This is a genomic window from Thermosynechococcus sp. B1, from assembly GCF_030322985.1.
Lineage (GTDB): Bacteria > Cyanobacteriota > Cyanobacteriia > Thermosynechococcales > Thermosynechococcaceae > Thermosynechococcus.
Map to the genome: position 1 here is coordinate 2,620,517 of NZ_CP096573.1, position 14,673 is coordinate 2,635,189.

Here is a 14,673-nt window from a genome sequence, read left to right on the forward strand (position 1 = left end):
ACGCTATTTCTCTGGTTTCTCTTGATCGGCGGCGTGGGCTAAGAGTCCTTGGAGTAGCTCTCGCAATAGGCTCGGTCCTTGGTAAATCCAACCGGTGTAGAGTTGCACCAGTGTTGCACCGGCTGCTAGTTTTTCGATCACATCCTCTGGCGTGAAAATCCCCCCCACCCCAATAATCGGCAGAGTGCCTTGGGTCTCTTTGTGGATAAAGCGAATCACGGCGGTAGCGCGATCGCGCAAAGGGGCACCACTGAGACCTCCCGCCTCGGCCGCCGGCGATCGCCCCGTCTGCGGAATCATCTGGGTTTTTAGCCCCTCCCGTGCCACGGTGGTATTGGTGGCCACAATGCCGGCGAGTTCATAGGTTTGAATCAGATCAAGAATTGCCGCAATCTGCTCCCAACTCAAATCGGGGGCAATTTTCAGAAGCAGGGGCTTGTGGGAGTGATTGGCGGTTTGTAGCGTCTCCAAAATGGGTTCTAGTTGTTCCTTGGCTTGCAGATCCCGTAACCCCGGTGTGTTGGGAGAACTCACATTAATCACGAAATAATCGCCAAGGGGATACAGGCGGCGAAAACTGGCTAAGTAATCCTCTTTTGCAGCTTCCAAAGGGGTGATTTTTGACTTGCCCAAATTGATACCGATGGGAATCGTTGGCGGGGGCGATCGCTCCAAAAGGGCGGCCATGGCCTCTGCGCCGGCATTATTAAACCCCATGCGATTAATTGCTGCGCGATCGGCTGTTAGGCGAAAGAGGCGCGGACGCGGATTGCCCGGCTGCGGATACCAAGTGACCGTGCCTAACTCTGCAAAGCCAAAGCCAAAGGCCGACCAGACACTGGGGGCGACGCCATTCTTATCAAACCCTGCCGCCAAACCAATGGGATTGGGAAAGCGTAGTCCCCACATTTGCCGCTCTAAACGGGGATCTGAAAGGGCATAGCGTTGCTGAAGTTGCTGCCGCAGCCAAGTGCTCAGGGCACGATCCTGATTAAGCCACCCACAGAGGGAGATAAACTGCTGGTGCAGAAATTCGGGATCCGCCTGCAAGCCAGAAAAAAGAAGTGGCCGCAGCAGGTGCCGATAAGGATCAATGGCCATTCAGACTGCCATTCCCCCACCTAAAGGGTTGAATGGTCAACCCTATGACCCTAGTCCAGATAGCCCATGAGGACGGGTGAATCATCAATGGTATTAGAAGCCACAGGACGTTCCCCAGCGGAATAATAGGTTTCAGCAATGTGCAGGCCACTGGTGGTAATCGGACGAATGCCCATCCAATTCACTGTTTCGACAATTTCAAAGTCATCCGCTGCCACGGGGCGCACCCCCATGATGTTCAGGGTTTCAACCACGCGGAAATTGGTGGCCACGATGGGGCGAATACCGGCGGAGTTGATGCTGTCGTAGATTTGCAGGCCACTGCTGAGCACAGGACGCTCGCCGGCATCTTTGATCATGTGCACCACTTGCACGGGACTGGCTTCAATGGGACGCAAGCCGGCACTATTAAAGGTTTGCCATACCACGATGTCGCTGGCTGTGGTTGTGCCTGCGGGGGCAAGAGCGGTTTTTTCGGCAAGGGAAACCATTTGACCGCTATTTTCTTTGGCGGGCGGGTTGCTGCGACGGGCGGGACGGGCAGCTTTGGCCGTGGGTTCTTCGGGAGGTGGGGTTTGAGGCGTTTCAGTCATGGCGATCGCTCCTAATGCAATAATTCAATCCTACAGGTGAATTCGTATGCAAGCATTCTATATCTCTAGTCCTTGATCATAGCAGCCCAAGAGGAGTGCCAGCGGTTTGAGAGATCCCTTTCGGTGCAGGAATGGTTGGCTTTTCAAGCGTGCAGCAGAGGCATCATGTCGCTGGGTGCCCCTTGGCCAATCACTTTGCCACGATCCAGAACAATGGCACCGTCCGCTTGCGCCAGTTCATCGAGACGGTGGGTGACCCACAGTGCGGTGATCCCTTGGCTGTTGACCAGTTGGCGTACGTAGCCCAAGAGTTCCCGCTGACTATCGGGGTCAAGGAGAGCCGTGGGCTCATCGAGCAATAGCACCCGACAATGGCGAGCGATCGCCCCGGCAATGGCTACCCGCTGTTTTTGGCCGCCACTGAGGGCATAGATGGGACGGCGTTCTAGCCCCTGTAAATTCACAGCTTGTAGGGCTGCACTGACGCGCTCGCGCACCTGCCAATAGTTGAGGGATTCACCATTGAGACTAAAGGCAATATCCGCACCGACACTGGGCATCACCAGTTGGTGATCGGGGTTCTGGAAGACAAAGCCAAGGGGTTGCTCCACATAGACTTCACCGCTTTGGGGCTGCAAGAGACCCCCCAAAATACGCACCAGCGTTGACTTACCACTGCCATTGCGGCCGAGGAGCATCCATAGTTGCCCCCGCGGGATGTCTAGGGAGACCCGATCCAGCACTAAAACCTCTGGCGACCAGCCAAAGGAGACCTCTTTGAGATGAATTGCTGGGGGGATTGCCGCCATGGGTTTTTGGACAATGCTCATGTTTTTCGGTAGGGTGAGGATGACCCCCAATTGGGTTGTAGTGCACCAAGTAAGGGAGCGGCTATGCAAGAGGGATTATACATTGTCCTCATCAGTATTCATGGTTTGATTCGGGGCAATCGCCTTGAACTAGGACGAGATGCCGATACGGGAGGACAAACGCGCTATGTGGTGGAACTGGCAAAAACCCTTGCAGCCCATCCTCGGGTGGCGCAGGTGGATTTGGTCACTCGTCTGATTCCCGATGCCAAGGTCAGTCCCGACTATGCCCAGCCCATTGAGCGAATTGGCGATCGCGCCCGCATTGTCCGTCTGGCCTGTGGTCCTCGCCGCTATTTGCGCAAGGAGGTGCTTTGGCCCTATTTAGACGTATTTGCCGATGAACTGTTGCGCCATCTCCGCCAAAGTGGCCGCATGCCCGATGTGATCCACAGTCACTATGCCGATGCCGGTTATGTGGGCTGCCGTGTTGCCGGTTGGTTGGGGGTTCCCCTTGTGCACACTGGGCATTCCCTCGGCCGGGTCAAGCGACAGCGACTCCTTGCCCAGGGTAGTAAGCCCGATGCCATTGAGGAGCAGTTTCACTTTACGACTCGCATTGAAGCCGAGGAGCAAACCCTTGCCAGTGCCGCACTCATTATTGCCAGTACCCATCAGGAGGTCGAAGAGCAGTATCGCCTCTACGATCAATACGATCCGGCACGGATGGCCGTCATTCCGCCGGGGGTAGATACCCGCCGTTTCTATCCAGCGCCTGTGCCAGCGGATTTGCCGTTTCGCAAGGAATTGCGTCGCTTTTTAGTCGAACCGGAAAAGCCCTTTATCTTTTGCCTCTCCCGGCCAGTACCGCGCAAGAACGTGGCTGCGTTGCTCAATGTCTATGGCACTGATCCCTTTTTACAGGAGCGAGCGAATCTGGTCTTAGTGCTCGGCAATCGCACCGATATTAGCAAGATGGAGGCCAGCCCTCGCCAAGTGTTGACCGAACTCTTTTTGCTGGTCGATCGCTATGACCTCTATGGCAAAGTCGCCTATCCGAAAACCCACACCAGCGATGAAGTCCCCGATCTTTACCGTTTAGCCGCCCAACAACGGGGGGTCTTTATCAACCCTGCACTGACCGAACCCTTTGGCCTGACGCTCATTGAAGCGGCTGCCTGTGGATTACCGATTTTGGCCACAGCGGATGGTGGGCCGCAGGAGATTCTCCGTCACTGTCGCAATGGGTTGCTCTTTGATGCCCTTGATCTAGAAGCCATTCGCAGTGCCCTGCATCAAGCCTTTCAGAGTGACAGCCAGTGGCAGACTTGGGCAGACAATGGCCTGAAGGGGGTACAAGCCCACTACTCTTGGCGCAGTCATGTGGAGATGTATCTGCACGCCCTTGCTCAACTGGCGGAAAAATCAGTCTTGCCCGTGTTGAGTGTGCAACGCCAACCGGCTCAGTACCAGAGTAATAAACTGCCAACGACGCTGACACGGAACCGCCTGCTCACCCTCGAACGCCTGTTGATTAGTGATATTGACAATACCTTGATTGGCGATCGCCCTGCCCTTGAGCGACTCTTAACGCTTCTGCAACGCCGTCCTGAAATGGGCTTTGGGGTGGCAACGGGGCGTCATCTCGAAATTACCCTAGAGGTCCTCCATGAATGGGGCGTGCCGATTCCCGATGTTTTAATTACGTCCGTGGGCAGTGAAATTCACTATGGCCCTCACTTGGTTCCCGACACCAGTTGGCAGCAGCACATTAGCTATCGCTGGGAACCCCAAAGGGTCAGAGACACCCTCGCCGATGTGGCAGGCCTGACGCTGCAACCCCCAGAAAATCAACGCTCCCACAAAATTAGCTACAACGTGGATACTGCGGTTCTCCCCAGCATTACCCCGGTCTTGCGTTTACTGCGACAGCAAAAGCTCCATTGTCGTCCCATTTTTTCCCATAATCAGTTTTTGGATATTTTGCCCCTGCGTGCCTCCAAAGGCGATGCTCTGCGCTATCTTGCCCTCAAGTGGGGCTATCCTCTGGACAAACTTTTGGTGGCTGGGGACTCTGGCAATGACGAGCAAATGCTGACGGGGAATACCCTTGCCGTTGTTGTGGGCAATCACAGTCCGGAATTGGAAAAGTTGCGCGATCGCCCCCATATTTACTTTGCCCAAGGTCACTATGCCCAAGGGATTCTCGAAGCGATTGAACACTATGGCTTCTAACGAAAAGCCTGCGATAACGTCAAACTAGAAATACCCTTGGCGCGGTAATTGGCAAGAATCTGAGCCAGTGCCTCCACTGTCGGTTGTCGCGTGGGATTGAGTTGGGGATTGCTCTGCATTGCTGGGTTGAACTCCGTGCCATCGTGCATCAGCCAGTGACTCCCACCCTAGCACGCTAGAGCGCTTGGGTTCTTTGAATTAGCCATTCGCCACCAACATTGACTAAAGTAAAGCGTAGCGTTTGATAAAAATCTTGACCAGAGTTCATTACGTAGTGAAGATTTGCATCAACAACGGCTCTACCTGAAGTTAAACTGACAACTTCAGTACTATAAACATCAACGTACTGAACTTTAGTCCACCAATCAATGTATGAACCATAGCCGTTGGGGTGGGTTGAAGAATCATTTTGTAAAGAACTGGTCAATCGATACCACGCTGCCTCGTAATTGCCAGCGTTAATCAGAGCATAGTAATTTTCAACAAAAAGGCTGGGATCAGGGAGCAGTTCCGGGTCAAGTAGGACGCGTTCGCTAGCACTTGCAGGGGGTGTGGGCGTAGAAACAGTTTCTGGGGTTGGCGATGGAGATTCAATAGGTAGCGATTGGTCAGGAGTTTCTGCGACTTCGGTAGGGGAATTGGCTAGGGAGGGAGGGCGGGGTTCTAGGCGGTTCGACAGCAAAATTACAGCCATCGCTGCCAACATACTCCCAAAGGCAATCACAAGTGAGCCGAGAATGAGCCACGGTGCGAATGATGACTGAGCTGTGGGTACTGGTTGAGTCCCAGAGAAGGGTTGTCCTGTAGGCGTGGTAGACAGGGGTAGGGGTGTGACAACCGGTTCATGAACAATACTGCCTGCCTCAATCATCCGCCAATGTTGATCCTGGCGCTCAACCCGTGCTGGCCTCAGCAATTGCCCTGACTTTTCACTGGGGTGTTGGGGCAACGTTCGCCGAAATAGGTAAGGATCGAATTCCCCCTTGTGCAAGGGAATAAGCCAGGACTGTTGATTGACATCTGTGATTACTAAATAGCTGGGATGAGCAGCACACTCAGTAAAAATGGCACCCTCCCTTTGAGAACCTGCAGGACGAACCGGTGTTCCATAGTTTTGCAGCTCTAACCAATCGCTATGCAAACGACTGTTGTACTTCTCAAGCAGCCAGTTGACCGACGGCGCTAAGTGAGGTAGTGGAGACTCCTCAGTAACCACTGTTGTTTCTAGCACCTGCGTCTCTAACGCTTTTCTTGTTTCTGTCTTTGCATCCGCTAGGGCAAGTTCTACTTCTTTGGCCGATTGATAGCGATCGCTGGGTGCAACAGCCAGCATCTTTGCCAAAACATCGCGAAACGTTGGTGTGATTTGGACATACTTTTGCCAATTCCAAGTGTGATGGTAGTTATCAAACAATTCCTTGGGATCTTTGCCCGTGAGTAAGACAATACAGGTCACTGCTAGGGCGTACAGATCGGAACTCGGAAAAACCTGCTCACCTCTGACTTGTTCTGGTGCGGCATAATGCGCTGTATAAATTTTTGTATGCCCCTTCGCAACTTCGGTAACACGGGAAATCTCCTTGACTGCACCAAAGTCAATGAGGTAAAGGCGACGCTGCCCCGGAAATTTACTGTTCTTTGCCGATTGGCGAATAATGTTTGCTGGCTTAATGTCTCGATGAATGGCTCCTTGATCATGAATGTACTGCAAAACAGGTAGGAGCTCTTTCAAGACCTCACGAACTTCCTCTTCACTCAGATAACCGCGATGGGCAAGTTCACACTCAAGCGTATCGCCATCAATAAATTCTTGAACCAGATAAAAATAGTTTTGTTTTGCTTCGCCTGTGCTGCTGCTCACCCGCTCCTGAAAGAAGGCAAATAAGGTAGGAATTTGGGGATGTTCCCCCAACTTTTCTAGGAGTCGTGCTTCTCGCTTGAATAAACTTTCTGCTTTTTGCAAGAGGGCTGGATTTGAGGTTTCCACTTGGAGCTGTTTGATCACACATTGGCGCTTGGCGGGCGTATCCAAATCCCGCCCTAGGTAAGTAATACCAAAGCCCCCTTGTCCCAACAACTGTTGGGCAACATAGCGCCCCCGCAAAATCAAGGGCATGCCGCAGTTGGCGCAGTACTTTTGGCTAATGGTATCCACCAACACATCCCCCTCTAGTTCAGGCAGGTCATTGTGGGGATAGGAACACTGGGGGCGGGTGCAGTAGATAAGCATGATTTTACATCAAGAAGCACCAATTTATTCACGATTAAAACTGATCCAACACTTGGGTGACAACCTCAGGACCCACAGAAATGCCGTCAATCCCCAAATCAATTAACCACGGCAGCCAATGGGGATAGCGAGCGGGGGCTTCGCCGCATAGATGGCATCTTAAGTGATGGGCTTTGGCCTGTTGAATCAATTGGGCGATCGCCTTTTTCACAGCGGGATGGTCTTCATTGAAGTCTGGCAGTGTGGTTTCGCGATCAATGCCCAACAGCAGTTGGGTCAGATCATTGGTGCCAATCGTAATGCCAGCAACGCCAAGGTTGGCCAGATCAGACAGTAAAAATAGAACAGCAGGCACTTCGGCCATCACCCACAGTTCCACACCCGCCTTGGCTGTCAAACCATGCTGTGCAAGAGTCTTTTGACAATAGACCACTTCACTGACACTGCGGACAAAGGGAAGGATAATGCGCAGCGGGCAGGCTTCTAAGCGGTGGGCGATCGCCAGTGCTGACAGTTCCAAATGAAATAGCTCTGGACAATGGGGATAGCGACTCACCCCTCGCAGTCCCCAATCCGTTGCGGGTTCAAACTGATGTCCCCCCAAGAGTTGGCGATAGTCGGCTGGCCGTAAATCCAATGTGCGATAAAAGAGGGGACGGGGGGCGATCGCCCGCATAAATTCACAGAGGTGCTGTACCCAGCGATCGCGCAATTCCTCTGCTTCTCCATGTTCTAGCCAATGACAGGGATGGCGATGATCCAAAAAGGCCAACAACATCAACTCTGAGCGCAATAGACCAATGCCATCACAGGGGAGCGATCGCAATACCCGCAGGGCACTGACTTGACTGACATTTACCATGACCTGCAACGGCAACCGCTTGACCGTCGGGAGTGAGGGCGTTTGCGGCGAGGGGGTCGCCACCACGGGCAATGGCTCTGGGGGCAGTTGATAGATAGACCCCCGATGACCATCTAGAAACAGCGTCATTCCTGAACTAATCTGCTGAGTCGCATTTACCACACCGACCACCGCTGGCCGTCCCAATTCCCGCGCCAGAATGGCACCATGACTGGTTAAGCCCCCCTGCTCACAAATCACACCAACCGCAGCACTCACGAGGGGCAACCAGTGGGGCGGAATACTTTTGCTCACCAAGATCTGCCCAGCAACAGCCGCAGGAGCACAGGGGTCTGTAACCACAAGGGCAGGGGCGATCGCCTGCCCCGGCGCAGCGGGTAGCCCTTCAGCTATGAGGGTGCGCTCCACGGCCTGCGGCAAGGGCGCCAGCGGCAGAGGCTCTGGCAAACACTGTCCCCACCAAACCTGTGTCTGACTGCGATGCCAAACCCAGAGATGGGACGCCGACCCGCGACAGGCCTGCTGCAAGTATTGTTCCTCTGCGGGCGTCAGCTCAATTCCCCTTGGGGGCAAAGGAATGCCGTGATGGGGGAGCGTCACACCGCTGGCGATCGCCTGGAATGTTGGATCACTCCCTGTCCACCAGCCTGAGGCAACAATGGTACTCAGAGGGTAGAGTAAAATCACTACTTTGAGCCGACAAAAATCCCATCCCTGCTGCCAATAGGTATAGAGATTCTTGGCTTCAACAAGAGCCGCAAAGGCCGCTTCGAGCGCCTGATGACACAGGGGTAAACTGGGATGATGTAACACGGTTCCACGGCCTAGCCCCCAAGGTAAGTCCACCGCTTCCTGCCAAAGATAGGTGGTGAGAACAAGATGACTCTCTCCCCCCTGTTGTTGCCAAAAGTGATGACAAGCAGCAAAAATTGTTTCTAATTCCCCCACATCCAAAGGGGGTAATTCATGGGTCATTTCCAGTGCCAGTGCCCTGAAATCCGCCGCATTGGGGGGCACCTCTTGCCAGCGATCGCAGGCCGCTTGCCACAGGGGAATGACGCCAGAGCGCAACTGTTGCCAGACACTGGTGGAAATCAGCCAGACAGGATGAGGCGGTGGCAAGATTTTTTGCGCCTCTTGCAGGGCAACCAATGTTGGGGAAAGGGCTTCCGCTGGGTACTGTTGTAGGGATTCCAGAAGGAGTGATGTCACAAATGCGTTTCCTTAATCGTCCTTGGGGGTCTGGGAATGGACGATCCGACCTAGGGAGAACTCACTTCCGTTTGCTGACGGCGACGAATGTTGAGGACATCAGTGATTTTTCTAATTTGCGCCAAGAGATGATCCAGCTGCTTTGCATTCACAATATCAATACACAAATCAATAATCGCCGTGCGTCCCGGATCCGTGTGGACATTGGCTCGTCGCACATTAATTTGATTATCGGTTAAACGGGTCAAAATATCCTTAAGAATACCAACGCGATCAATCACCTCAATTTGCACATCCACAGGGTAGGTTTGGGGACGGCGTTGATTGACTTTTGTGTTCCAACGCACGGGAATCAGGCGATCGCTCGACACCGACTCTAGGTTGCTACAGCCCTGACGATGAATTGAAATACCCCGACTCCCCAGCGTCACCACGCCAATAATCGGTTCATCGGGCACAGGACAACAGCAGCCAGCAATGTGATAAACCAAGCCCTCCACTCCAAGAATCGGGGAATCACTGGGTTTCGTGCTGGCGGGTACACGGTTAACAGGGGCAGATTCTGACGGCAGTTCCGGTGGGGTTGTCTCTGGACGCGCTAGGGTAATTGCCCGCAGCCGATTCACCACCAGATTCAGCGTAATTTCGCCATAGCCCAAGGCGGCCACTAAATCATCGACACTTTGGTAGTTGCTGCGCTCTGCCACCTGTTGCATCTGCGGTGACTTCAGAAGGGCTTCTAGACCCGCTTTGCCCAGTTCCTTCTCCAGTAATTCCCGTCCCCGCTGCAGGTTTTCATCGCGGCGCGATCGCTTGTACCACTGCCGAATACGATTGCGTGCCGTTGTGGTTTTAACAAAGTTCAACCAGTCCAAACTGGGGTGGGCAGTTTTCTGGGTGATGATCTCAACAATGTCGCCATTGCGCAGTGGTGTATCCAAGGGCACTATCCGACCATTCACCCGTGCCCCAGCACAGTGATTCCCGACATCGGTGTGAATATGGTAGGCAAAGTCGAGGGGCGTCGCCCCCTGTTGCAGGGCAAGGACGTCCCCTTGGGGCGTAAAGACATAGACCTCCTTATCAAAGAGATCATCGCGAATGCTATCGAGATATTCTTGGGCATCCTTGAGGTCATTTTGCCAATCCAGCAGTTGCCGTAGCCAAGTGAATTTTTGATCGCGAGCACTCCACTGTTGCGGTAAGGAATGACCTGTTTCTTTATACTTCCAGTGGGCGGCAATCCCATACTCAGAGACATGGTGCATCGCCAATGTGCGAATTTGCACCTCCAAGGGGCGCCCCCCAAGACCAATAACCACCGTGTGCAGCGATTGATACTGGTTGGGTTTGGGCAAGCTGATGTAGTCCTTGAACCGCCCTGGCACGGAAAGGAAACAGTCATGGACGACGGCAAGGGCACGATAGCACTCATCCTTTGTGGCCACCAGAATGCGAATGCCCGCCACATCATAGATTTCATGGAATTCTTTTTGCTGCCGCATCATTTTTTGATAGATGCTATAGAGGTGTTTGGGACGGCCACTAATTTCTAAGTATCCAAAGCCCATTCCCGATAAGCGGTCATAGAGAATTTGAATCGCCTGCTGCAGTTGTGCCTCGCGATTAGCGCGTTTTTCCGCCACCAGTTCCTGAATGCGGCGGTAGGCTTCTGGCTCTAAATACTTAAAGGCTAAATCCTCTAGCTCCCACTTGATCCGCCAAATCCCCAAGCGATTGGCCAAGGGGGCAAAGACATCACGGGTTTCTTGGGCAATGGCACGGCGGCGATCTTCCGGTAGATACTCTAGGGTGCGCATATTGTGCAGGCGATCGGCCAGCTTGACAACGATGACCCGAATATCCTGCGCCATCGCCAAAAACATGCGTCGGAAACTTTCCGCTTGCCGCTCCGTCTTACTGGAGAAGTTAAACTTCGAGAGCTTAGTGACCCCCTCCACCAGTCGCCGCACCTCGGCACCAAAATTGGCTTCTAGCTCCTCTGCCGTAACAGCGGTATCCTCAATCACATCGTGGAGAAACCCCGCGGCCAAAAGAGCAGGCCCGCCGCCTAAATCCCGCAGAATACTTGCCACTGCCACAGGATGGGCAATGTAGGGTTCCCCAGACGCCCGCCGCTGTCCTTGGTGTAAGTCGTAAGCAAATTGAAACGCTCGACAGACTAAATCATCCCCATTCTCAGGATCTGGATTTCGCAGGCACGTCGCTAACCAATCGGGTAATTCAATATCAGTCGGCAAGCTAGGTGCAAAAGCGTTCATAGCAGCAGGCGATCGGGAAAGCAGCACAGTGAATTCGAGTACGTACATTCTAGTTCAATTTCATGCCTATCGCGCGCATCCTGATCGTAAAGACGTTCCTAAACCCTCTCAAGTTTTACAGCTAGGGATTGTTCAATTTTGATCTCCTTTAACATAAAAATTAAGGACTTTAATCAGCAAGGGGGAAGCGTATCGTGGGGGTCTCACTCACACCAATGACACGGCACTACATTCTGCGTTTACTCAATCAAGGAAGCGATATTTTTGCCCTCGCCGGTCAAAGTTTAGAGAAAGCAGTGGGCAATCGCGGGAACGATATTCTAAATCGCCTAGAATCCCTTGCCCCCTCAGAATTAGCAGCTGTAGAGATGATTGTGCGCCTCCACCGCTCCCTCAGCAACGAGGGGAATGAGGAGCCTCACCGACAGATGCAATTAAAAAGCCTTGAGGAAAAACTATGGCGGATTTTGGGTATGGACTGCCCCTCTGAGAGTCCTCAAGCTGCGCCTAGGGAGTCAGTCATCCCTGTCAAAGAGCAGCCATCTTTAACGGTGGCTCAAGCCCTCGATCACTTGAACCGCGTCAGTGAATTAGCCCAAAAATACCTTGGCAAAGTCATCGTCGCGAATTACTGGCGAGCCTGCCGCCCTTCTAGTAGTTGGTTTGCTGATTTTGTTGTTACCGATGATGGCTACATCACCTACCACGGGTCGTTAGGGACTGGGAAGACTCTTGTGAACCCAACTCAACAGCAGCAGTTGGAAACATGGTTAGTGAGTTTTGTGGATCAATGTCGCCGTATTCTCCCCCTCTTTAGACAGGATCTGCAAAAGGCAAGACTCTCGGGTTCGTCCCTAGAACCTGAATCAGAGATTACTGCTGTTGCAGATAAGCGCTAGCCCCCAGTGTTTGCAGTTTTTGATTCTTGGCGGTCACAGCGGCGGCCAACTCTTGACGATAGGCAATCACTTGCTCCAGCAGCTCTGGATCGTGACTGGCCAATAGTTGAACGGCCAATAGACCTGCATTTTGAGCATTGCCAATGGCAACCGTCGCCACGGGAATTCCAGCTGGCATCTGCACAATGGAGTAGAGGGAGTCCAGCCCCTGCAAATGGCGGCTCGGTACAGGTACGCCAATCACGGGTAGGGGGGTTAAGGAAGCAATCATGCCGGGCAAGTGAGCAGCGCCACCGGCACCCGCAATAATGACTTTCAGACCCCGCTGATGGGCATTTTGGGCAAACTCGACCATGGCAAGAGGCGTGCGGTGAGCTGAGAGAATCGCCACTTCATGGGGAATGCCAAAGCGTTCACAGATGGCGATCGCCCCCTGCAGGGTTGGCAAATCCGAATCACTGCCCATGACAATGGCAACCAGCGGCATCTCTGACATCCCTCTTTCCTACTCCCTCAGCAAACGGTGCAACCTCATCCTACAGCCCTTTTCACAGGAGCGAGATATTATTTCTCTATGATTACTGCTGCTGCGATTAAGCAATTTGCCCATCAGTTGGGGTTCCATCGGGTGGGGATTGTGGATTTGCGCACCTATACCGATGACCATCCTTCTGGGGTAGCTGCCCTACAACGCTGGTTAGCCCAAGGCTTCCAAGGGGAGATGGCGTGGATGGCCAACCCGCGGCGACAGGAGATTCAAGCCGTCCTGCCGGGAGCGCAATCAGTGATTTCCGTTGCCCTCAATTACTATCAGCCTGATCCAGAGCCACCCCCCAAGGTGAAAATTGCCCGCTATGGGTGGGGACGGGATTACCACCGGGTTCTGGGAAAACGCTTGCAAGCCCTAGGCCAATGGCTGCAGTCGCAGGTACCTGAGATGGACTACCGTTGGTATGTGGATACAGGCCCGGTACAGGACAAAGTGTGGGCGGAGCAGGCGGGAATTGGCTGGATTGGCAAGCACAGTAATATCATTTCGCGGCAGTATGGCTCCTGGATTTTTTTGGGAGAGTTAATTACCACGTTGGAGTTGCCGGGCGATCGCCCCCACACCAATCACTGCGGCACCTGTACCCGTTGCTTGGCCGCCTGTCCCACCGGCGCCATTGTTGAACCCTATGTGGTGGATGCCAACCGCTGCATTGCCTACCACACGATCGAAAGCCGTGCCCCGGAAATTCCCCCCGCCATTGCTGCTCATTTAGAAGGATGGGTTGCCGGCTGTGACATTTGCCAAGAGGTGTGTCCTTGGAATCAACGCTTTGCTCAACCCACGGATGTGGCCGACTTTGCCCCGCGATCGCCCCTCTTGAAGACTTCTCCAGAGGAACTCGCCACCCTCAGCGATGTAGCATGGGATGAACTCACCCGTGGTTCTGCCCTACGGCGAATTAAACCCGCCCAATGGCGCCGCAATGCCCAAGCGGTGCTGTCTGCCAATCGGTATGATGAAAAATGATTCAATGCGGAGGCTCACCTATGGTTCGACGACGCTCCACCCCTTGGATTCATCGTTGGTCACGGTGGTTGATTGGCGGGGTTGCCCTCGCTGGCATGGTGGTGACCGCTTACCTGACGATCGCCAAGCTGACCAATCAAGAGGTCACTTGTCCCACCGATGGCTGTGACATTGTCCTCAATAGTCCTTGGGCAACCGTGTTTGGTATTCCCCTCTCCCTCATTGGCTTTGTCGCCTACACGGGAATGCTGTCGTTGGCGGCCCTGCCCCTGTTGTTGAACCAGCCGCAGCAAAAAGAACTCCGCCGCAATGCTGAAAACACCACTTGGCTTTTGCTCTTTCTGGGGGCAACGGCCATGGCCAGCTTCAGCAGTTACCTCATGTATATCTTGGTTACAGAGATTAAGGCCACTTGTCCCTATTGCATTGCCTCAGCCGTCTTTAGCTTTACATTTTTAATCTTGACGATTATTGGTCGTGAATGGAGCGATCGCGGCCAACTCTTTTTCAATGGCGTGATTACTGTTGTGATTACGCTGGTGGCCGTCTTTGGCATCTACAATGCCCGCATGGCTAACCCTGAGGGTCCTGGCATCCCCATCGTCAATACCTCAGGTGCGGCGGAAATGGCCCTTGCTCGCCATCTCACCCAAGTGGGAGCGGTTATGTATGGTGCCTATTGGTGTAGCCACTGCCACGATCAAAAGGAACTCTTTGGTAAGCAGGCAGTACGGGAACTCAACTATGTTGAATGTGACCCCAATGGTGCCAATCCCCAAGTGGAACGCTGCCGTGCCAAGGGAATTCAGGGCTATCCCACATGGGAAATCAACGATCAGCTTTACTCCGGCACGCGATCGCTAAGCGAACTCAGTCAACTCAGCCAATACACAGGCCCGATGAACTTCAAGAACCAATAGGGGCAAGGAAC

The 14,673-nt window shown here is 53.4% G+C and carries 12 protein-coding genes; 4 read left to right on the forward strand and 8 right to left on the reverse strand.

Translation table 11 applies throughout. From position 1 onward, the window contains the following. Positions 1 to 3: 3 nt before the first annotated feature. The 3 genes from M0644_RS12955 to M0644_RS12965 form a co-directional block, all read right to left on the reverse strand. Positions 4 to 1,095 (reverse strand): quinone-dependent dihydroorotate dehydrogenase, encoded by a 1,092-nt coding sequence (locus tag M0644_RS12955; RefSeq protein WP_190278357.1) that lies wholly within the window; start codon positions 1,093 to 1,095, stop codon positions 4 to 6. 56 nt (positions 1,096 to 1,151) lie between these two features. Continuing rightward, on the reverse strand, positions 1,152 to 1,694 hold the full coding sequence (locus M0644_RS12960) for a hypothetical protein (protein ID WP_286626019.1): 543 nt from the start codon (positions 1,692 to 1,694) through the stop codon (positions 1,152 to 1,154). Positions 1,695 to 1,837: 143 nt separating this feature from the next. Beyond that, a complete protein-coding gene (locus M0644_RS12965; protein WP_149821508.1) occupies positions 1,838 to 2,524 on the reverse strand; it encodes an energy-coupling factor ABC transporter ATP-binding protein in 687 nt (228 codons plus the stop codon). Positions 2,525 to 2,587: 63 nt separating this feature from the next. Here M0644_RS12965 and M0644_RS12970 point away from each other — a divergent pair, with 63 nt between their 5' ends. Further along, positions 2,588 to 4,738: an HAD-IIB family hydrolase gene (locus M0644_RS12970; RefSeq protein ID WP_149821510.1), complete on the forward strand. Its 2,151-nt coding sequence runs from the start codon at positions 2,588 to 2,590 to the stop codon at positions 4,736 to 4,738. Here the strand turns inward: M0644_RS12970 and M0644_RS12975 are convergent. From M0644_RS12975 to M0644_RS12990, 4 genes are read right to left on the reverse strand one after another with little or no spacing between them, the layout of a single operon-like run. Next, positions 4,735 to 4,887 (reverse strand): hypothetical protein, encoded by a 153-nt coding sequence (locus M0644_RS12975; RefSeq protein WP_286626020.1) that lies wholly within the window; start codon positions 4,885 to 4,887, stop codon positions 4,735 to 4,737. The two genes, M0644_RS12970 and M0644_RS12975, sit on opposite strands and share 4 nt — an antisense overlap. 26 nt (positions 4,888 to 4,913) lie before the next feature. Then, a complete protein-coding gene (locus M0644_RS12980) occupies positions 4,914 to 6,968 on the reverse strand; it encodes a serine/threonine protein kinase (RefSeq protein WP_286626021.1) in 2,055 nt (684 codons plus the stop codon). 34 nt (positions 6,969 to 7,002) lie between these two features. Then, positions 7,003 to 9,042: a putative PEP-binding protein gene (locus M0644_RS12985; RefSeq protein WP_286626022.1), complete on the reverse strand. Its 2,040-nt coding sequence runs from the start codon at positions 9,040 to 9,042 to the stop codon at positions 7,003 to 7,005. Positions 9,043 to 9,092: 50 nt separating this feature from the next. Beyond that, on the reverse strand, positions 9,093 to 11,324 hold the full coding sequence (locus tag M0644_RS12990; RefSeq protein WP_286626023.1) for a bifunctional (p)ppGpp synthetase/guanosine-3',5'-bis(diphosphate) 3'-pyrophosphohydrolase: 2,232 nt from the start codon (positions 11,322 to 11,324) through the stop codon (positions 9,093 to 9,095). A gap of 194 nt (positions 11,325 to 11,518) precedes the next feature. Here M0644_RS12990 and M0644_RS12995 point away from each other — a divergent pair, with 194 nt between their 5' ends. Continuing rightward, positions 11,519 to 12,223 carry a hypothetical protein gene (locus M0644_RS12995; RefSeq protein WP_286626024.1) on the forward strand — a complete coding sequence of 235 codons (705 nt, stop codon included), beginning with the start codon at positions 11,519 to 11,521 and terminating at the stop codon, positions 12,221 to 12,223. On the opposite strand, the gene purE is transcribed toward M0644_RS12995, so the two are convergent. Beyond that, positions 12,198 to 12,719, reverse strand: coding sequence for a 5-(carboxyamino)imidazole ribonucleotide mutase (gene purE / locus M0644_RS13000; RefSeq protein WP_286626025.1), 522 nt, complete (start codon positions 12,717 to 12,719; stop codon positions 12,198 to 12,200). The two genes, M0644_RS12995 and purE, sit on opposite strands and share 26 nt — an antisense overlap. A gap of 78 nt (positions 12,720 to 12,797) precedes the next feature. Between purE and queG the strand changes: the two genes are divergently transcribed. Then, positions 12,798 to 13,742 (forward strand): tRNA epoxyqueuosine(34) reductase QueG, encoded by a 945-nt coding sequence (gene queG / locus M0644_RS13005; protein ID WP_190278118.1) that lies wholly within the window; start codon positions 12,798 to 12,800, stop codon positions 13,740 to 13,742. A 20-nt stretch (positions 13,743 to 13,762) separates the two neighbouring features. Beyond that, positions 13,763 to 14,662, forward strand: coding sequence for a vitamin K epoxide reductase family protein (locus tag M0644_RS13010; protein WP_286626026.1), 900 nt, complete (start codon positions 13,763 to 13,765; stop codon positions 14,660 to 14,662). The last annotated feature ends 11 nt before the right edge of the window (positions 14,663 to 14,673 follow it).

What these genes read in the sequence shown, in the direction of transcription:
- M0644_RS12975 (WP_286626020.1), bottom strand. Translation starts at nt 4,887, where the DNA reads ATGCACGATGGCACGGAGTTCAACCCAGCAATGCAGAGCAATCCCCAA.
- M0644_RS12970 (WP_149821510.1), top strand. Translation starts at nt 2,588, where the DNA reads ATGCAAGAGGGATTATACATTGTCCTCATCAGTATTCATGGTTTGATT.
- M0644_RS12980 (WP_286626021.1), bottom strand. Translation starts at nt 6,968, where the DNA reads ATGCTTATCTACTGCACCCGCCCCCAGTGTTCCTATCCCCACAATGAC.
- purE (WP_286626025.1), bottom strand. Translation starts at nt 12,719, where the DNA reads ATGTCAGAGATGCCGCTGGTTGCCATTGTCATGGGCAGTGATTCGGAT.
- queG (WP_190278118.1), top strand. Translation starts at nt 12,798, where the DNA reads ATGATTACTGCTGCTGCGATTAAGCAATTTGCCCATCAGTTGGGGTTC.
- M0644_RS12990 (WP_286626023.1), bottom strand. Translation starts at nt 11,324, where the DNA reads ATGAACGCTTTTGCACCTAGCTTGCCGACTGATATTGAATTACCCGAT.
- M0644_RS13010 (WP_286626026.1), top strand. Translation starts at nt 13,763, where the DNA reads ATGGTTCGACGACGCTCCACCCCTTGGATTCATCGTTGGTCACGGTGG.
- M0644_RS12960 (WP_286626019.1), bottom strand. Translation starts at nt 1,694, where the DNA reads ATGACTGAAACGCCTCAAACCCCACCTCCCGAAGAACCCACGGCCAAA.
- M0644_RS12965 (WP_149821508.1), bottom strand. Translation starts at nt 2,524, where the DNA reads ATGAGCATTGTCCAAAAACCCATGGCGGCAATCCCCCCAGCAATTCAT.